The organism is Klebsiella michiganensis, assembly GCA_000963575.1.
Taxonomy (GTDB): Bacteria; Pseudomonadota; Gammaproteobacteria; order Enterobacterales; family Enterobacteriaceae; genus Cedecea; species Cedecea michiganensis_A.
In genome coordinates this window covers 694,295-713,971 of sequence record CP011077.1, presented here as the reverse complement: position 1 = coordinate 713,971, position 19,677 = coordinate 694,295, and the positions used below count along the sequence as shown (strand labels likewise).

Below are 19,677 nucleotides of genomic sequence, written 5' to 3'. Positions count from 1 at the left end.
ACGAAAAAAGCCAGCAGTAAACAGCTGCTGGCGGGTGAAAAGCACCAATACTCAGTCACACATGAGTCGGCGTGTTGGCGTTCTCGGGCATCGGGGTTGTAACCTCCCACTGCATCAAGTCTTCGAGCATCCTTAGTCTTTGCTCCACCGTCAGGCGAGCCAGCCATCCAGAGCAAACAAACTGTGTTGCGGCAAAGTACTGTTGGAAAAACTTCGCAGGTGATGACCGTTTCATAAACACCTCCTCGCTTCATCGAGAGTGATTATTGGCGTAATATAGGGAAAGTTAAATTGATGAGTTTCCGCCAGGAGTTCCTCTTTTATGTCTTCGTCTCGCCTGCAACAACAATTCATCCGCCTGTGGCAATGCTGCGAAGGTAAACCTCAGGCCACCACGCTGAATGATTTAGCGGATTTGCTTAGCTGTTCTCGCCGACATATGCGTACGCTTCTTAATGCGATGCAGGAAAAAGGCTGGCTAAGCTGGCAGGCGGAAGCCGGACGAGGAAAACGTTCACAACTCACTTTCCTCTATACCGGGCTGGCTCTTCAGCAGCAGCGGGCGGAAGATCTGCTGGAACAAGATCGTATCGATCAGCTAGTCCAGATCGTCGGCGATAAGGCGGCGGTCCGCCAAATGCTCATCTCTCACCTCGGGAGTAGCTTCCGCCAGGGCCGACATATTTTGCGCGTCCTTTACTATCGCCCGCTGCTGAATCTGCTGCCCGGCTCGGCGCTTAGGCGCTCCGAAACCCACATTGCCCGCCAAATTTTTAGCGGCCTGACGCGGATAAATGAGGAAAATGGGGAACTCGAAGCGGATATCGCTCACCACTGGCAGCAAATTTCCCCTTTACGTTGGCGCTTCTTCCTGCGCCCCGGCATCCACTTCCATCACGGCCGTGAGCTGGACATGCTGGATATCATCTCTTCCCTGCAGCGCATCAACGCCCTGCCGCTTTTTGCCCATATCACGCAAATCACCTCCCCGACGCTCTGGACGCTGGATATTCACCTCAGTCAGCCGGATGACTGGCTGCCGTGGCTGCTGGGCAGCGTCAACGCCATGATCCTGCCGCGGGAATGGACAACGATGACAAATTTCGCCAGCCAGCCTATCGGCACCGGACCCTATTCCGTGGCTCGAAACAACCGTAACCAGCTAAAGATCCACGCCTTTGATGATTACTTTGGCTTTCGGGCGCTTATTGACGAGGTCAACTTTTGGGTATTGCCAGAAGTTGGCGAGGAATCCAGCTGCGGCGTGCAGTTGCAGGGGATGCCCGACAGTGAAAAAGCCGTGGAAAGCCGCCCGGAAGAAGGCTGCTACTATCTGCTGTTTGACAGCCGATCCAGCCTTGGCGTTGACGAAAGCGTGCGCCAGTGGATTGGGCACATTCTGTCCCCCGTCAACCTTATCTACCGGGCTACCGAGCAATACCAGCAATACTGGTTCCCCGCCTATGGTTTACTCCCGCGCTGGCACCATTCACGCCCCGGGCCGCTGCGTGCAAAACCCGCCGGACTGGAGAGCATCACCCTCACCTATTATCGCGACCACGTAGAGCACCGGGTGATCAGCAGCATCATGACCGAATTGCTGGCAGAGCTTGGCGTGAAGCTGATTGTTCAGGAGATAGACTATGCTGAGTGGCATCAGGGCGAAGCTGAGAGCGATATCTGGCTGAACAGCGTGAACTTTACTATGCCGCTGGAATATTCCCTGTTTGCCCAGCTGTATGAAGTCCCGCTGATTCAAAAATGCATCCCCATCGACTGGCAGGGAGATGCCCGCCGCTGGCACAGCAAAACGCTGGCGCTGCCGGAGTGGTGCAAGCAAATGCTGGAACGCAATGACGTTATCCCATTGATTCATCACTGGTTACGTATTGAAGGCCAGCGCAGCATGCGCGGGGTGCGGATGAACACATTAGGCTGGTTTGATTTCAAGTCAGCCTGGTTTGCGCCTCCTGGCCCATAACGCTTTCGTCACATAGCTTCCGTAACTCAAAGGAAATCAGTAGAATCCTCCCTGCTCAACGGGGTGCCAGGACAGTTTGTCCGCGCTGAGATAATACCCGTCGAACCTGATCCGGATAACGCCGGCGAAGGGATTTGAGACACTCAACTCAATTCCTTTGCCCCCTTTTACTGAGGTGCAAAGTGCTCAAAAAATTTCTGCCGCTGCTGGCGCTGGCCGCCATGCCAGTTTTCGCCAAACCTGTATTAACCGTCTACACCTACGACTCATTTGCCGCAGACTGGGGCCCAGGCCCGGCGGTGAAGAAAGCCTTTGAAGCCGACTGTAACTGCGAGCTGAAATTTGTGGCGCTGGAAGACGGCGTTTCCCTGCTGAACCGCGTACGTATGGAAGGTAAGAACAGCAAAGCAGACGTCGTGCTGGGGCTGGACAACAACCTGGTAGAAGCCGCTACGCAAACCAAACTGTTCGCGCCTTCCAACGTCGAAAGCGATGCCCTTCAGGTGCCCGGCGGCTGGAAGAACAGCACCTTCGTACCTTACGATTACGGCTATTTCGCTTTCGTTTACGATAAAAACAAGCTAAAAACCCCGCCCAGGAGCCTGAAAGAGCTGGTTGAAAGTGACCAAAAATGGAAGGTGATTTACGAAGATCCGCGCACCAGCACCCCGGGACTTGGCCTGCTGCTGTGGATGCAAAAAGTGTACGGTGATAAGGCCCCGGAAGCCTGGCAAAAGCTGGCGAAAAAGACCGTTACCGTCACTAAAGGCTGGAGCGAAGCTTACGGTCTATTCCTGAAAGGGGAAGCCGATCTGGTGCTGAGCTACACCACTTCACCGGCCTACCACATCATTGAAGAGAAGAAAGACAACTACGCTGCCGCGGACTTCAGCGAAGGGCATTACCTGCAGGTTGAAGTCGCGGGCCGGCTGGCGAACAGCAAGCAGCCTGAACTCGCTGAGAAATTCATCAAATTCATTACCACACCAGATTTCCAGAACACCGTGGCGACCGGCAACTGGATGTATCCGGTGACCAACGTGGCGTTACCTGCCGGCTTCGGCAGCCTGGTGAAACCGCAAACCACGCTGGAATTTACCCCTCAGCAGGTAGCCACCCAGCGCGCAGCATGGATTAATGAATGGCAACGCGCCGTCAGCCACTAATACCGGGCTGGCTGTATCCAGGGCTATTTGCCGCGACGCTGGTCGTGGCGGTAGCCCTGGCAGCTTTTCTGGCGCTGTGGCTTAATGCCCCACAAACGGATGTCTTCGCCATTTTGCAGGACAGCTATCTTTGGCACGTCCTGCGTTTCTCCTTCTGGCAGGCATTTCTTTCCGCAGCGCTCTCCGTTTTCCCGGCAATATTTTTAGCGCGTGCGCTCTACCGCCGCCGCTTCCCCGGCCGGCTTACGCTGCTGCGGCTTTGTGCCATGACGCTGGTGCTGCCGGTGCTGGTCGCCGTCTTCGGCATTCTTTCCGTTTATGGGCGAGAAGGTTGGCTGGCAACGCTCAGCGGCTGGCTCGGCTTTGAATGGCACTTTTCCCCTTATGGCCTGCAGGGGATTCTGCTGGCGCACGTTTTCTTTAATATGCCGATGGCAACTCGCCTTTTGCTTCAGGCGCTGAATAATATCCCTTCTGAACAGCGCCAGCTGGCGGCGCAGCTGGGGATGCAAGGCTGGCATTTCTTCCGTTTTGTCGAATGGCCCTGGCTGCACCGACAGATACTCCCGGTCGGCGCCCTGATTTTTATGCTTTGCTTCGCGAGCTTCGCCACCGTGCTTTCACTGGGGGGCGGCCCGCAGGCGACCACCATCGAACTGGCCATCTTTCAGGCGCTAAGCTACGACTACGATCCGGCTAAAGCGGCGCTGCTGGCCCTGCTGCAGATGGTGTGCTGTCTTGGCCTGGTGCTGCTGAGCCAGAAATTAAGTAAGGCGATTCCCGTCGGCGTCAGCCAGCTTCAGGGCTGGCGCGATCCGCAGGATTCTCTGCGTCGAAAACTTAGCGATGGCCTGCTCATTTTGCTCGCCCTGCTTCTCCTGCTGCCACCGCTCCTGGCCGTGATAATCGACGGAATTAACGGCAGCATGGGCAGCGTGCTGCAGCAAACCGCGCTGTGGGACGCGCTCTGGACTTCACTGCGAATTGCTATTGCCGCCGGGCTCATCAGCGTGACCATAACGCTAATGCTGCTGTGGAGCTCGCGTGAGCTGCGACTTCGTAACCGTCTCTTCGCCGGGCAGGCCATTGAACTTAGCGGCATGCTGATTCTGGCGATGCCGGGCATTGTTCTCGCCACGGGTTTCTTCTTGCTGCTCAACAATACCGTGGGTCTCCCCCAATCCGCTGACGGCATTGTTATTTTTACCAACGCGCTGATGGCGATTCCTTACGCCCTTAAGGTGCTCGAAAACCCCATGCGCGATGTCGCAGAGCGCTACACTCAGCTTTGCCAGTCGCTGGATATCCACGGCTTTAATCGCCTGAGGCTCATTGAATTAAAAGCGCTAAAACGCCCGATAGCTCAGGCGCTGGCGTTTGCCTGCGTTCTGTCGATTGGCGATTTCGGGGTGGTGGCGTTGTTCGGCAATGAAGACTTCCGCACGCTGCCTTTCTGGCTGTATCAGCAAATTGGCTCTTACCGGAGCCAGGACGGCGCGGTTACGGCGCTACTTCTGCTGCTGCTTTGTTTTATGCTGTTTACCTTGATTGAAAAACTTCCGGGGCAAGATGCTAACTCTGACTGATGTAACCTGGCTGTACCAGCACTTACCCATGCGCTTTTCCCTGAATATTGCGGCGGGCGAGCAAATCGCTATCCTGGGGCCAAGCGGCGCGGGGAAAAGTACGTTGCTGAGCCTGGTTGCCGGATTCCTGGCACCTGCCAGCGGCAGCATCGTCATCAACGGCGTGGATCACACCCGGACACCGCCTTCAGCCCGCCCGGTTTCTATGCTATTTCAGGAAAATAACCTGTTTAGCCATCTGACTGCTGGGCAGAATATCGCCCTGGGCATGCACCCGGGCATGAAACTGGATGCAGCCCAGAAACAGCGGCTGCGGCAGATAACGGAACGCGTTGGGCTAGCAGACATGCTGGATCGCCTGCCAGCGCAGCTTTCCGGCGGCCAGCGGCAGCGCGTCGCCCTGGCCCGCTGCCTGGTTCGCCAGCAGCCCGTTTTACTGCTGGACGAACCTTTCTCGGCGCTCGACCCGGCGCTGCGAAAAGAGATGCTGCAATTGCTCGATGAGCTATGCCGGGAACAGCACCTGACGCTGCTGATGGTTTCTCACAGCATTGAAGATGCCGCTCGCATAGCCAGCCGCAGCATCGTGATTAAAGACGGGCGCATTGCATGGGACGGTGAGACGGGCAGATTACTCAGCGGCGAGGCAAGTGCCTCAGCGCTGTTGGGGATCGGCCATTAGTGCGACAGCACCTTCCACAGGATTTTCCAGTAAACCGGCATCAATGGATGCTGCAGCAAGGCCACAAAACTGCCAATACCTGCCACCAGCCCCAGCGGAGCCAGCCAGTTTAGCCGCGCTTGTGGCAGATAATGCGTCAGACGATCGGTGCCGCGTTTGCCGCTACGATACCAGCGCCAGCACAGCCACGCGGCCAGCCAAAGCAGTAAAGCCACCGCTAAAAGTAGCCACTTGAAACTGGCGCTTTTCATGTCCGCCGGGATATCAATGGCCGCGCCGGCCAGGATGCCGGGCAGAAAATAGAGCGGCGGCCAGAACAGGCAGCCGATGATATTCGGCGGCAAAAACTTCCTCAGGGGTAAATCCAGCATGCCGGCGACCATAGGCACCAGCGGACGCGTAGGGCCAACAAAGCGTCCAACAAGAATGGTAAACATGCTGTGCTGATGCAGCGCGTGTTCAGTTTTATCCAATAGCGCCTTATTTTTCTTCATAAATGACCAGCGGTGAAGCGGCCCTTTGAAGCGCTGTCCAAGCCAGAACGAAATCCAGTCTCCCAGCAGGCAGCCAACGATTCCTGCCCCCCAGGCATAATAGAAATTGACCTGCCCGCTGCCGATCAGCGCGCCAAGCCCGGCCATCATCACCGTACCGGGTAGAATAAGCCCCACCAGCGCCAGTGACTCAAGAAAAGCCACCAGCATCACCGCGATAAGCGAATATGCAACTGACTGTGTAATAAAGTGTTCCAGCAAGGCTTCCATAGGCTTTCCGTCGATGAGCGAGCGGGCGATTCTCCAGAATTAACGTGTTGGGCGTCAAGGTCTCATTTCTATGAATAAAGAATAGACGGTAAAGTTCCGGACAATTCGCACGCCTTGCCAACAACACTGTATATAAATGCAGTAAATAACGGTTGTTTGCGCTATAATCCAAACACTTTTCCTGAGAGAGAATGCAGCGTGTCTCAAGCTCGTCAGGGGTTTCTGCTGACCAGGCACTGGCGAGACACCCCGCGCGGTACCGAAGTCGATTTTTGGCTGGCCACGGACGATGGCCCGCTTAAGGTGCGCCTGCCGCTGCAGGAATCCGTCGCTTTTATTCCCCAATCGCAGCTAGCCCAGGCCCAGCGCCTGCTCGCTGGCGAAAACCAGTTTCGCCTCACGCCCCTGGAACTTAAAGACTTTCATCGCCAGCCGGTGGCGGGCCTGTATTGTCAGCAGCACCGTCAGTTAATGCGGCTGGAGAAACTGCTGCGTGACGGCGGCGTGACGGTCTATGAGGCGGATATTCGCCCGCCGGAGCGCTTCCTGATGGAACGCTTTATTACCGCACCGGTTTGGTTTAGCGGCCATCCCCATGGCGACGTACTGCTGGATACCCGCCTGAAGCCCGCCCCGGAATATCGCCCGCCGCTGAAATGGGTCTCGCTGGATATCGAAACGAATCGACACGGAGAGCTGTATTGCATCGGGCTTGAAGGCTGCGGGCAGCGTCACGTCTATATGCTGGGGCCTGAAAACGGCGTGGCTACTGACCTGGACTTTACGCTGGAATATGTCGCCAGCCGCCCTTTGCTGCTGGAAAAGCTCAATAGCTGGTTTGCCGAGCACGATCCCGACGTACTGATCGGCTGGAACGTCGTGCAGTTTGACCTGCGCGTGCTGCAAAAAATGGCCGAACGCTATCAGGTCCCGCTCCGTTTAGGGCGGGGAAACAGCCTGTTAGAATGGCGTGAACACGGCTTTAAGCAGGGTGTTTTCTTTGCCCAGCTTGCAGGCCGGGTGATTATTGACGGCATCGAAGCGCTAAAATCGGCGTTCTGGAATTTTTCCTCGTTCTCACTGGAAACTGTCTCCCGCGAACTTCTCGGTGAAGGGAAATCGATTGATAATCCCTGGGATCGTATGGATGAGATTGACCGCCGTTTTGCCGAAGACAAACCCGCGCTGGCCACCTATAACCTCAAAGACTGCGAGCTGGTCACGCGTATTTTCCACAAAACAGAGCTGATGCCCTTCCTGCTGGAACGGGCGACGGTCAACGGGCTCCCGCTGGATAAACACGGCGGCTCGGTTGCGGCATTCAGCCACCTCTATTTCCCGCGTATGCATCGTGCCGGCTATGTAGCCCCCAACTTAGGCGAGGTTCCGCCTCAGGCTAGCCCCGGCGGCTACGTGATGGATTCGCGTCCCGGGCTGTATGACTCCGTGCTGGTACTCGATTATAAAAGCCTGTATCCGTCGATTATTCGCACCTTCTTAATTGACCCGGTCGGCCTCGTCGAAGGCACAGCCCAGCCGGACGTTACGCATTCCGTTGAGGGGTTTATTGGCGGCTGGTTCTCCCGCGACACACACTGCCTGCCGGAGATAGTGAGCCAGATCTGGCACGGCCGCGACGAGGCAAAACGCCACGGCAACAAACCGCTCTCTCAGGCGCTCAAGATCATCATGAATGCCTTTTACGGCGTGCTGGGCACCAGCGCCTGTCGCTTTTTCGATCCTCGCCTTGCTTCGTCGATCACCATGCGTGGCCACGAGATCATGCGCCAGACAAAAGCACTGATTGAGTCCCAGGGCTATGACGTTATCTACGGCGATACGGATTCAACCTTTGTCTGGCTGAAAAAGGCCCACAGCGAAGAGGACGCCGCGCAAATTGGCAGGCGGCTGGTTGAGTACGTGAACAACTGGTGGCAAAAACACCTGAAAACCACGCTGAGCCTCGACTGCGCCCTTGAACTTGAGTACGAAACGCACTTCTGCCGCTTCCTGATGCCCACCATCCGGGGAACAGACCAGGGCAGTAAAAAACGCTACGCCGGGCTCATTCAGGAAGGCGATGAACAGCGCATGGTATTTAAAGGGCTTGAAACGGTGCGCACCGACTGGACGCCTCTCGCTCAGCAGTTTCAACAAACGCTCTATCTGCGAATTTTCCGCGGCGAACCTTATCAGGACTACATCCGCGAGACCATTGCCAGCCTGATGGCGGGTGAACTGGATTCACAGCTGATCTATCGTAAACGCCTGCGCCGACCGTTAAGCGAGTACCAGAAAAACGTGCCGCCTCACGTTCGGGCGGCCAGGCTTGCCGATGAGCATAACCAGCGCCTGGGCAGGCCCGCGCAATACCAGAACCGCGGCACGATAAAATATGTCATGACCATGAGCGGCCCGGAACCGGTTGATTATCAACAAGCTCCGCTGGACTATGACCACTACCTTACTCGCCAGCTGCAGCCGGTCGCCGAGGGGATTTTACCCTTCCTCGAAGACGACTTTGCTACACTGATGACGGGGCAGATGGGGCTATTTTGAAAACACGCTCAAAACTTCGACTTACAGTCTGGCGGTAAGTGAGTGACAAACTCTGCCGGGAGCAGCGTTGTTCAATGCCTGCCACGGCCCTGAAAGGGCGAAGCTCAGGGATGAGCTGAATAAACTGAGTGCAGCCAACACCGCTGTAATTCGAAGAATGACGAGTACGTGACGAATCCGTTGCCATCCAGTACCATAGCGCCCTTTCTTCGAATCCTTAGACCCAATTTTAAACAACTGCGCCGCCTGTGCGCGGTTGCCATGCTATTGCCTGCAAATTTAAGTCACTGAAATAGAGCCGAAAACTTATGCCTTTTACACTTGGTCAACGTTGGATCAGCGATACTGAAAGCGAACTGGGACTGGGAACTGTTGTAGCGCTGGATGCGCGTATGGTCACCCTGCTCTTCCCGGCAACGGGTGAAAATCGTCTGTACGCCAGAAATGACTCCCCGATCACCCGCGTGATGTTTAACCCAGGCGATGTGATTACCAGCCATGAAGGCTGGCAGCTGAAAGTTGATGAAGTTAAGGAAGAAAAGGGTTTACTCGCCTACTTCGGTACTCGTCTCGATACCGAAGAACAAGAGGTTCTGCTGCGCGAAGTGTTCCTTGACAGCAAGCTGGTCTTCAGCAAGCCACAGGATCGTCTGTTTGCCGGACAAATCGACCGTATGGATCGCTTTGCCCTGCGTTTCCGCGCACGTAAATATCAGAGCGAACAATCTCGCCAGATCTGGAGCGGCCTGCGCGGGATGCGCACCAGCCTGATCCCTCACCAGCTAAACATCGCTCATGATGTCGGCCGCCGCCATGCGCCCCGCGTATTGCTCGCGGATGAAGTGGGCCTGGGTAAAACCATTGAAGCCGGGATGATTATCCATCAGCAACTGCTGGCCGGCAGCGCCGAGCGCGTACTGATTGTGGTGCCAGAAACTCTGCAGCATCAGTGGCTGGTAGAAATGCTGCGCCGCTTTAACCTGCGCTTCGCGCTGTTTGATGACGAACGTTACGCGGAAGCCCAGCATGACAGCAGCAACCCGTTTGATACCGAACAGCTGGTGATTTGCTCCCTGGACTTCGTGCGCCGCAATAAACAACGCCTGGAAAACCTCTGCGAAGCGGAATGGGATCTGCTGGTTGTCGATGAAGCTCACCATCTGGTGTGGAGCGAAGACGCCCCAAGCCGTGAATATCAGGCAATTGAACAGCTGGCCGAGCATGTTCCTGGCGTTCTGTTGCTGACCGCCACGCCTGAGCAGTTGGGTATGGAAAGCCACTTTGCCCGTTTACGTCTGCTGGACCCAAACCGCTTCCATGATTTCGCCATGTTTGTGGAAGAACAGCAGCATTATCGCCCGGTTGCGGATGCCGTTGCTTTGCTGCTGGCGGGTGACCGTCTGACCGATAAGCAACTCAATACCATGGGTGAACTGATTGGCGAGCAGGATATCGAGCCGCTGCTGCAAACCGCTAACAGCGACCGCGAAGGCAGCGAAACTGCACGCCAGGAGCTGATCGCCATGCTGATGGACAGGCACGGCACCAGCCGCGTGCTGTTCCGTAACACCCGTAACGGCGTGAAGGGTTTCCCGAAACGCGAACTGCACACCATTCGCCTGCCGCTGCCAACCCAGTATCAGACAGCGATCAAAGTCTCCGGTATTATGGCCGCGCGTAAGTCCGTGGAAGATCGCGCCCGCGATATGCTGTATCCGGAGCAGATTTATCAGGAGTTCGAAGGCGACACCGGCACCTGGTGGAACTTCGACCCACGCGTTGAATGGCTGATGGGCTACCTGACCAGCCATCGCTCGCAGAAAGTGCTGGTGATCTGCGCCAAAGCGGCGACGGCGCTTCAGCTTGAGCAGGTTCTGCGTGAGCGCGAAGGCATTCGTGCAGCCGTCTTCCACGAAGGTATGTCGATCATTGAACGCGACCGTGCCGCGGCCTGGTTTGCTGAAGAAGATACCGGTGCTCAGGTCTTGCTGTGTTCTGAAATTGGCTCAGAAGGCCGTAACTTCCAGTTCGCCAGCCAGCTGGTAATGTTTGACCTGCCGTTTAACCCCGACCTGCTGGAACAGCGTATCGGCCGTCTCGACCGTATTGGCCAGGCGCACGATATTCAGATCCATGTTCCGTATCTGGAAAAAACCGCGCAGTCGGTCCTGGTGGACTGGTACCATGCTGGGCTGGATGCCTTCGAACACACCTGCCCGACCGGTCGCACCATTTATGACAGCGTCTATCCGCAACTGATTGAGTATCTCGCCGCCCCGGAAAATACCGAAGGCTTCGATGCGCTAATCAAACAATGCCGCTCACAGCACGATGCCCTCAAGCAGCAGCTTGAGCAGGGCCGTGACCGTCTGTTGGAGATTCACTCCAACGGCGGTGAAAAAGCGCAGGCGCTGGCAGAAGCCATTTCAGAGCAAGATAACGACACCAACCTCGTTAGCTTTGCCATGAACCTGTTTGATATCGTCGGCATTAACCAGGACGATCGCGGCGACAACATGGTCGTTCTGACTCCGTCAGATCATATGCTGGTCCCTGACTTCCCGGGCCTGCCGGAAGACGGCTGTACGATCACCTTCGAACGCGACGTAGCCTTGTCCCGCGAAGATGCGCAGTTTGTTACCTGGGAACACCCCATCATCCGCAACGGCCTGGATTTGATCCTGTCGGGTGACACCGGTAGCTGTGCCCTGTCGTTGCTGAAAAACAAAGCGCTGCCTGTAGGTACCCTGCTGCTTGAGCTGGTGTACGTTGTCGAAGCCAAAGCGCCTAAGCAACTGCAGCTCAACCGCTTCCTGCCGCCTACGCCGGTGCGTATGCTGGTGGATAAAAACGGCACCAACCTCGCGGCTCAGGTGGAGTTTGAAAGTTTCAATCGCCAGCTCAGCGCGGTTAACCGCCATACCGGTAGCAAACTGGTGAATGCGGTGCAATCCGACGTGCACGCTATTCTGCAACTGGCGGAAGAGAAGGTTGCCGATGCGGCACAGGCGCTGATCGACGCGGCCCGTAATGAAGCCGACGAGAAGCTAAGCGCTGAGTTGTCCCGTCTGGAAGCATTGAAGGCCGTGAATCCTAACATTCGTGATGACGAGCTGTCGGCTATCGAAACCAATCGCCAGCAGGTGATGGAAGCGCTGAGCCAGGCTAACTGGCGTCTTGATGCCCTGCGCCTGATTGTCGTCACGCACCAGTAAATATGCGTCGCTTTACTCAAATCATTCGAGTTGCAGCAAGGCGGCAAAAGAGAGAATTCCCAGGAGCTTACTACTCAGTGACTGGGATGCGTGAGAGCAGCCAACGCGGCTGCAGCTTGAAGGATGCAGAGTAAATGCTGATGGAACCTTACAATCCGCCTCTTGATCCCTGGCTGGTTATTCTTTACCAGGATGAGCACATCATGGTGGTTAACAAGCCAAGCGGCCTGTTGTCCGTCCCGGGCCGTCTTGACGAGCATAAAGACAGCGTGATGACGCGTATTCAGCGCGACTTCCCGCTGGCGGAATCGGTCCATCGGCTTGATATGGCGACCAGCGGTGTGATCGTGGTTGCACTGACCAAAGCGGCAGAGCGTGAACTGAAGCGCCAGTTTCGTGAACGCGAGCCGAAAAAGCAGTATGTGGCTCGCGTTTGGGGCCACCCGCAGCCGGATGAGGGTTTGGTCGATCTGCCGCTGATTTGCGACTGGCCTAATAGGCCAAAGCAGAAGGTCTGCTATGAGACCGGGAAATCCGCGCAGACCGAGTATCAGGTGCTGGAATACGCGGCGGATAACACCGCTCGTGTGCAGCTCAGACCGATTACCGGGCGTTCACACCAGCTTCGCGTGCACATGCAGGCGCTTGGGCATCCCATTCTCGGCGACCGCTTCTACGCGACGCCAGAAGCACTTGCCATGGCGCAGCGTCTTCAGCTTCATGCCGAGATGCTCACCATAACGCACCCGAGTTACGGCACGCCAATGACGTTCAAGGCTCCGGCCGACTTCTAAAGAAAAGCCTCTCATTTGAGAGGCTTTTTCTATTTAAACCCTTTTGCCGTTTTAATCAGGTCATAAGCGCCCTGAATCTCCTGGGCCTTTTGCTTCGCCATCTGCATCATTTCCGGCGGTAGCCCCTTTGCCACCAGCTTGTCCGGGTGGTGCTCGCTCATTAACTTACGGTACGCGCGCTTGATAACCGTCGGCTCATCGCTGCTTTTTACCCCAAGCACCTTACAGGCGTCCTCCAGCGTCGGGCCCCTTTGCTGCTGTGCGAAGCCTCCCTGCGATTGCTGATATTGGTACTGGCCACCACCAAACTGCTGGCCGCCCTCCATCATGCGCAGGAACTGGTCGAACTGGGCACGCGAGATCCCCAGTTCTTCAGCAATCACATACAGCACCTGCCGCTCGTTAGGATGCAGCGAGCCATCCGCAAACGCAGCCTGAATCTGTATTTCCAGAAACATCCGAATTAAGTCAGAGCGGCCAAAGCAGACGCTTCGCATCTGCCCCATCTTCTCTCTGAGCGGATAGTTATTTTCTTTACCCACGCGAAATGCTCGCTGGGCTGCGGCGCGGCCTTCACCATGAAGCTGCATTCGGTCCATCAGCAAAGAAGCTATTTGAATATCAGCTTCTGTTACCCGGCCTTTTGATTTGGTGAGATGCCCCATCACTTCAAAAGTGGTAGAAAAAAAGATCGCCTGACGCTGCTGTTGGTTAGCAAACCAGGCCCCACGACGGCTGCGAGCCTTATCAAACATATGGCCGATAAGAAAACCTATCACCACGCCCCAAAAGCCGCCGCCCGAAATTAAACCTAAGGCAACACCGAGTACTTTTCCCCAATACTGCATATACTCCCCAAATCGTCATGCTGTCGTCTAGAATTTGCTTTATCATACCCGCCATTGATAGCGCTGCCTAACGGCATACTGCTAATGGGCTGGATTAACACTAGCGCTGTGGTGATGAGTACGTTAGTCTCTGACCGTTTGCCTTCGCTATACCCTGATGACGGAACAACAAATAACACGTATGAAAAAACGTATTCCCACCTTGCTGGCCACCCTGATTGGTTCAGCCCTTTATAGCCAACAAGGTATGGCTGCTGACCTTGCCTCGCAGTGTATGCTGGGTATCCCAAGCTACAATCGTCCATTAGTTAAGGACGACGGTAATAGCCAGCCGGTGACCATTCAGGCCGATCACGCCAAAGGTGATTACCCGGACAATGCCGTTTTTACCGGGAATGTTGACGTTCAGCAGGGTAACAGCCGCCTGCAGTCTGACGAAGTTCAGCTTCACCAGAAGCAGGTCGACGGTCAGCCCGACCCTGTCCGCACCGTGGATGCCTTAGGTAATGTGCATTACGACGACAATCAGATCATCCTGAAAGGTCCGAAAGCATGGTCAAATTTAAACACTAAAGATACTAACGTCTGGAACGGTGATTACCAGATGGTTGGCCGTCAGGGTCGCGGTACCGCAGACCTTATGAAACAGCGCGGCGACAACCGCTACACGATTCTCGAAAACGGGACTTTCACCTCATGCCTGCCCGGCTCCAACACCTGGAGCGTGGTCGGGAGTGAAGTGATTCAGGACCGGCAGGAAGAAGTGGCGGAGATTTGGAATGCCCGCTTTAAGCTGGGCCCGGTACCGGTCTTCTACAGCCCTTATCTGCAGCTTCCTATTGGCGACAAACGCCGTTCGGGCTTCCTGATCCCCAGCGCTAAATACAGCACCAACAACGGCATTGAGTTCGCACTGCCGTATTACTGGAACATTGCGCCGAACTTCGATGCCACAATCACGCCTCACTACATTGATAAGCGGGGTGGTATTCAGTGGCAGAACGAATTCCGTTACCTGACTCAGGCAGGCTCAGGTCTGATGGAGTTTGACTATCTGCCGTCGGATGACGAGTACAAAAACGAGGCGGGCGTTTCGCCGGGTGAAAAAGATCGCCGCTGGTTGTTCTACTGGAACCATAGCGGGGTCATGGACCAGGTATGGCGCTTCAACGTCGACTACACCAAGGTTAGTGACTCACGCTACTTCAACGACTTTAGCTCGCAGTACGGTAGCAGTACCGACGGCTACGCCACGCAAAAATTCAGCGTCGGCTATGCGGTTGAAAACTTCGATGCCACCCTGTCGACTAAACAGTTCCAGGTCTTTGCTAACCAGCTTAACAGCGGGACCAGCTCTTACCGCGCAGAACCTCAGTTGGACCTCAACTTCTATCAGAACGACGTCGGCCCGTTCGATACCCGAGTCTATGCTCAGGCGGTTAAGTTCACTAACGTGAACTCCAATTATCCAGACGCTACGCGTTTGCATTTGGAACCGATCATCAGCCTGCCGCTGTCCAACGGCTGGGCAAGCCTGAATACCGAAGCCAAGCTGATGATGACCCATTATCAGCAGGACAATCTTGATAAATACAAACAGAATATCAATAGTGCCAGCACCTTAGAAAGCACGGTCAACCGTACGCTGCCGCAGTTTAAAATGGACGGCAAGCTGATTTTCGATCGCGATATGGACTCCGTTGCTGGCTGGACTCAGACCCTTGAGCCACGCGCTCAGTACCTGTACGTGCCGTATCGCAACCAAAGTGCCATCAACAACTACGACTCATCGCTGCTGCAGTCTGACTACAGCGGGTTGTTCCGCGACCGTACTTACGGTGGTCTGGACCGTATTGCCTCCGCCAATCAGATGACGACCGGCGTAACATCTCGCGTTTATGATGATGCTTCCGTTGAACGTTTTAACGTGTCCGCTGGTCAAATCTACTATTTCACCCAGTCCCGTACCGGGGATGGCAACATCAACTGGGAGAAAGATAAGAAAACGGGCTCTATGCTTTGGGCCGGTGATACTTACTGGCGTATGACCGATCGTTGGGGTCTGCGTGGCGGCGTTCAGTATGATGCTCGTCTGGGCAGCGTGGCTAACGGCAGCGGTGCCATCGAGTATCGCCGCGATGCCGATCGTATGGCACAGTTGACCTATCGTTATGCCAGCCCGGAGTATATTCAGGCAACGCTGCCAGCATATTCAACCGCAGATCAGTATAAAGAAGGGATCTCGCAGGTTGGTATGGCCGCCAGCTGGCCAATCGTGGATCGCTGGTCAGTTGTAGGGGCCTACTACTACGATACCAATGCCCGACAATCCGCTGACTCTATGTTCGCCGTGCAGTACAGCTCTTGCTGTTATGCCATTCGCGTTGGCGTCGAACGTAAAATCAACGGTTGGGAAAATAACCAAAGCAAATACGATAACGTAATCGGCTTTAACATCGAGTTACGCGGCCTGAGTTCAAACTATGGTCTGGGTATCCCGCAGATGTTGCGTTCAAACATTCTGCCGTACCAAAGCTCGATGTAATTCACTTTGACGAATACTCTAAATAATCCGCTTTGCGGCTAAGTAAAATGGAAAAAGTATGAAGAACTGGAGAACGCTGCTTCTTGGTGTCGCACTTGTGGCGAACACGACTTTTGCAGCCCCGCAGGTTGTCGACAAAGTAGCTGCCGTAGTCAATAACGGCGTAGTCCTTGAAAGCGATGTTGACGGCTTAATGCAGTCCGTCAAAATGAACTCACGCGACGCGGGGCAACAGCTGCCGGATGACGCGACCCTTCGCCATCAAATCATTGAACGTCTGATCATGGATCAAATCATCCTGCAGATGGGCCAGAAGATGGGCGTGAAGATCACCGACGATGAACTCGATCAGGCTATCGCCAATATCGCAAAACAGAACAACATGACCATGGATCAGATGCGCAGCCGTCTGGCCTATGATGGCGTGAACTACAACACCTACCGCACTCAGATCCGTAAAGAGATGACGATTTCGGAAGTGCGTAACAATGAAGTTCGTCGCCGCGTCTCAATCCTGCCGCAGGAAGTTGATGCCCTGGCGCAGCAGGTCGGTAACCAGAACGACAGCAGTACGGAACTGAACCTGAGCCACATCCTGATTGCGCTGCCAGAAAACCCAAGCTCTGCTCAGGTTGACGATGCAGAAAAACAGGCACGAAACGTTGTCGATCAGGCACGTAACGGGGCGGACTTCGGCAAGCTCGCTATCAGCTATTCTGCCGATCAGCAGGCGCTGAAAGGTGGTCAGATGGGCTGGGGCCGCATTCAGGAACTGCCTTCTATTTTTGCCCAGGCATTGAGCACGGCGAAGAAAGGCGACATTATCGGGCCTATCCGTTCAGGCGTTGGCTTCCATATTCTGAAAGTTAACGACATGCGTGGTCAGAACCAGAATATTTCTGTGACTGAAGTTCACGCCCGCCACATCCTGCTGAAAACGTCGCCTATCATGAACGATACCCAGGCCCGCCAGAAGCTGGAGCAAATTGCCGCAGACATTAAGAGCGGGAAAACCACCTTTGCTGCAGCAGCGAAATCGTTCTCTGACGATCCTGGTTCAGCGAACCAGGGGGGCGATCTTGGCTGGGCGGCAACGGATATTTACGATCCTGCCTTCCGCGACGCACTGCAAAAGCTGAACAAAGGCCAGATGAGCGCCCCGGTGCACTCTTCCTTCGGCTGGCACCTGATCGAACTGCTGGACACCCGCAAAGTCGACAGAACCGATGCGGCACAGAAAGACCGTGCATACCGCATGCTGTTCAACCGCAAGTTCGCCGAAGAAGCGCAAACCTGGATGCAGGAACAGCGCGCCAGCGCTTACGTGAAAATCATAGGCAGCAATGGCTAACATCTTTCGTGTGACCATCACTCCCGGCGAACCCGCCGGGATTGGTCCCGACCTGGTCGTCGCGTTAGCGCAACGCGACTGGCCCGTTGAACTGGTCGTCTGCGCTTCCCCTGAATTACTACTCGCCAGAGCTTCTCTGCTCGGCCTCCCCCTGACGCTCCAGCCTTTCGAGGCAGATCAACCGGCAAAACCGCAGGCGGCGGGTACGTTGACCGTGCTGCCCATTGAGCTGCGCGCGCCGGTCGTGCCAGGGCAGTTGGATGTGCGTAACAGCGCTTACGTGGTTGAGACGCTCGCCCGTGCCTGTGATGGCTGTCTGAGCGGTGAATTCGCCGCCCTGATTACCGGGCCGGTGCACAAAGGCATTATCAACGATGCCGGTATTCCGTTTATTGGTCATACCGAGTTCTTCGAAGAGCGTTCACACAGCGAAAAAGTGGTGATGATGCTGGCCACGGAAGAGCTCCGCGTTGCGCTTGTCACAACGCATCTGCCGCTGAAAGCAATTTCTGACGCCGTTACGCCGGATTTACTACGCCAGATTGTCACCATCCTGTATCATGACCTGCAAACCAAATTTGGTATCCCGCAGCCGCATGTTCTGGTTTGCGGTCTCAACCCGCACGCCGGGGAAGGTGGCCATATGGGCACCGAAGAGATAGACACTATTATCCCGGTGTTGAATGAGATGCGCGCTTTAGGGATGCACCTTTCTGGCCCATTACCGGCAGATACGCTATTCCAGCCTAAATACCTCGATAGTGCTGACGCCGTACTGGCGATGTATCACGATCAGGGGCTGCCCGTGTTGAAATACCAGGGCTTCGGCCGCGCGGTAAATATCACGTTGGGGTTACCTTTTATCCGTACCTCGGTTGACCACGGCACAGCTCTTGAGCTGGCAGGCCAGGGGAAAGCCGACGTCGGCAGTTTTATTACGGCGCTTAATCTCGCCATTAAAATGATTGTAAATAGTCAATGAATACTCGAGTCCACCAGGGCCACCTTGCCCGCAAACGTTTTGGACAAAACTTCCTTAATGACCAGTTCGTTATCGACAGTATTGTCTCCGCTATCAACCCACAGCCAGGCCAGGCGATGGTCGAAATTGGGCCGGGCCTCGGCGCACTGACCGAGCCCGTGGGTGAGCGCATGGATAAACTGACCGTTATCGAACTGGACCGCGATCTTGCCGCCCGTTTGCAAACGCACCCGTTCCTGGCCCCTAAGCTAACGATTTATCAGCAAGATGCCATGACCATGGATTTCGGCGATCTTTCGCAGAAAATCGGCCAGCCGCTGCGCGTCTTCGGTAACCTGCCGTATAACATCTCTACACCGCTGATGTTCCATCTCTTTAGCTATACTGATGCCATTGCAGACATGCACTTCATGCTGCAAAAAGAGGTGGTTAACCGCTTAGTCGCCGGGCCAAACAGTAAAGCGTATGGCCGCCTGTCGGTGATGGCGCAGTACTACTGCAACGTCATTCCGGTACTGGAAGTACCGCCAACGGCGTTTACGCCAGCGCCAAAAGTGGACTCTGCCGTTGTGCGTCTGGTACCACACGCGACTTTACCGCACCCGGTGAAAGACCTGCGCGTGCTGAGCCGTATCACTACAGAAGCATTTAATAAGCGCCGTAAAACTATCCGTAATAGCCTCGGCCATCTGTTCAGTGCCGAAGTGCTGGCGGAGCTTGGCGTCGATGCAACACTGCGTGCGGAAAACATTTCCGTTGAGCAGTACTGTAAGCTTGCAAATTATCTGGCTGACAACCCACAACAGCCATCGGAGAGCTAAACCATGCTTGATTCGCCCCGTGTATGCGTGCAGGTGCAAAGTGTTTATATTGAATCGCAATCCTCACCGGATGAAGAGCGTTTCGTCTTTGCGTACACCGTCACTATTCGCAATCTGGGGCGAACAGCAGTTCAGCTACTTGGCCGTTACTGGCTAATCACCAACGGTAACGGCCGCGAAACCGAGGTTCAGGGCGAAGGTGTTGTCGGCGAGCAGCCGCACATTGAACCGGGTAACGACTACCAGTACACCAGCGGAGCGGTTATCGAAACGCCGCTCGGCACCATGCAAGGCCATTATGAAATGGTCGATGCACAGGGAGAGGCCTTTAGGGTCGAGATCCCGGTTTTCCGTCTTGCCATTCCAACTTTCATTCACTGATA

15 protein-coding genes are annotated in these 19,677 nt (G+C 55.3%); 12 read left to right on the top strand and 3 right to left on the bottom strand.

The genetic code is table 11. The features are described 5' to 3' along the window. Positions 1 to 55: 55 nt before the first annotated feature. Entirely contained in the window at positions 56 to 235 is a 180-nt protein-coding gene (locus tag VW41_03400) for a hypothetical protein (protein ID AJZ88160.1), read from the bottom strand. Between the two features lie 87 nt (positions 236 to 322). On the opposite strand from VW41_03400, the gene VW41_03395 reads away from it, so the two are divergent. The 4 genes from VW41_03395 (at position 323) to thiQ (ending at position 5,415) form a co-directional block, all read left to right on the top strand. Further along, entirely contained in the window at positions 323 to 1,981 is a 1,659-nt protein-coding gene (locus VW41_03395; protein ID AJZ88159.1) for a transcriptional regulator SgrR, read from the top strand. Between the two features lie 182 nt (positions 1,982 to 2,163). Then, positions 2,164 to 3,147, top strand: a complete 984-nt coding sequence (gene tbpA / locus VW41_03390; protein ID AJZ88158.1) for a thiamine ABC transporter substrate-binding protein — start codon at positions 2,164 to 2,166, stop codon at positions 3,145 to 3,147. Continuing rightward, a complete protein-coding gene (gene thiP, locus VW41_03385) occupies positions 3,123 to 4,733 on the top strand; it encodes a thiamine ABC transporter permease (protein AJZ88157.1) in 1,611 nt (536 codons plus the stop codon). Before tbpA ends, thiP begins: the two co-directional genes overlap by 25 nt. Continuing rightward, positions 4,717 to 5,415, top strand: a complete 699-nt coding sequence (gene thiQ / locus VW41_03380) for a thiamine ABC transporter ATP-binding protein (GenBank protein ID AJZ88156.1) — start codon at positions 4,717 to 4,719, stop codon at positions 5,413 to 5,415. Before thiP ends, thiQ begins: the two co-directional genes overlap by 17 nt. Here the strand turns inward: thiQ and VW41_03375 are convergent. Next, positions 5,412 to 6,179 (bottom strand): membrane protein, encoded by a 768-nt coding sequence (locus tag VW41_03375; protein ID AJZ88155.1) that lies wholly within the window; start codon positions 6,177 to 6,179, stop codon positions 5,412 to 5,414. The two genes, thiQ and VW41_03375, sit on opposite strands and share 4 nt — an antisense overlap. 198 nt (positions 6,180 to 6,377) lie before the next feature. On the opposite strand from VW41_03375, the gene VW41_03370 reads away from it, so the two are divergent. From VW41_03370 to VW41_03360, 3 genes are all read left to right on the top strand, one after another. Continuing rightward, positions 6,378 to 8,738 (top strand): DNA polymerase II, encoded by a 2,361-nt coding sequence (locus tag VW41_03370; protein ID AJZ88154.1) that lies wholly within the window; start codon positions 6,378 to 6,380, stop codon positions 8,736 to 8,738. 308 nt (positions 8,739 to 9,046) lie between these two features. Then, the gene (locus VW41_03365; protein AJZ88153.1) at positions 9,047 to 11,953 is read left to right on the top strand and encodes an ATP-dependent helicase; all 2,907 of its coding nucleotides are present in this window, start codon (positions 9,047 to 9,049) and stop codon (positions 11,951 to 11,953) included. Positions 11,954 to 12,087: 134 nt separating this feature from the next. After that, positions 12,088 to 12,747, top strand: coding sequence for a 23S rRNA pseudouridylate synthase (locus tag VW41_03360; GenBank protein ID AJZ88152.1), 660 nt, complete (start codon positions 12,088 to 12,090; stop codon positions 12,745 to 12,747). A 29-nt stretch (positions 12,748 to 12,776) separates the two neighbouring features. Here the strand turns inward: VW41_03360 and djlA are convergent, their stop codons facing one another. Beyond that, a complete protein-coding gene (gene djlA / locus VW41_03355; GenBank protein AJZ88151.1) occupies positions 12,777 to 13,595 on the bottom strand; it encodes a Dna-J like membrane chaperone protein in 819 nt (272 codons plus the stop codon). Between the two features lie 181 nt (positions 13,596 to 13,776). Between djlA and VW41_03350 the strand changes: the two genes are divergently transcribed. The 5 genes from VW41_03350 to apaG are packed head-to-tail and all read left to right on the top strand — an operon-like array spanning position 13,777 to position 19,675. Continuing rightward, a complete protein-coding gene (locus VW41_03350; GenBank protein AJZ88150.1) occupies positions 13,777 to 16,140 on the top strand; it encodes an LPS biosynthesis protein in 2,364 nt (787 codons plus the stop codon). Positions 16,141 to 16,198: 58 nt separating this feature from the next. Then, on the top strand, positions 16,199 to 17,491 hold the full coding sequence (locus VW41_03345) for a peptidylprolyl isomerase (protein AJZ88149.1): 1,293 nt from the start codon (positions 16,199 to 16,201) through the stop codon (positions 17,489 to 17,491). Further along, complete coding sequence (gene pdxA / locus VW41_03340) at positions 17,484 to 18,473, top strand: 4-hydroxythreonine-4-phosphate dehydrogenase (GenBank protein ID AJZ88148.1); 990 nt, start codon at positions 17,484 to 17,486, stop codon at positions 18,471 to 18,473. Before VW41_03345 ends, pdxA begins: the two co-directional genes overlap by 8 nt. After that, positions 18,470 to 19,294, top strand: a complete 825-nt coding sequence (gene ksgA, locus VW41_03335; protein ID AJZ88147.1) for a 16S rRNA methyltransferase — start codon at positions 18,470 to 18,472, stop codon at positions 19,292 to 19,294. The genes pdxA and ksgA overlap by 4 nt, the downstream gene beginning before the upstream one ends. Positions 19,295 to 19,297: 3 nt before the next feature. After that, complete coding sequence (apaG, locus tag VW41_03330) at positions 19,298 to 19,675, top strand: heavy metal transporter (protein ID AJZ88146.1); 378 nt, start codon at positions 19,298 to 19,300, stop codon at positions 19,673 to 19,675. The last annotated feature ends 2 nt before the right edge of the window (positions 19,676 to 19,677 follow it).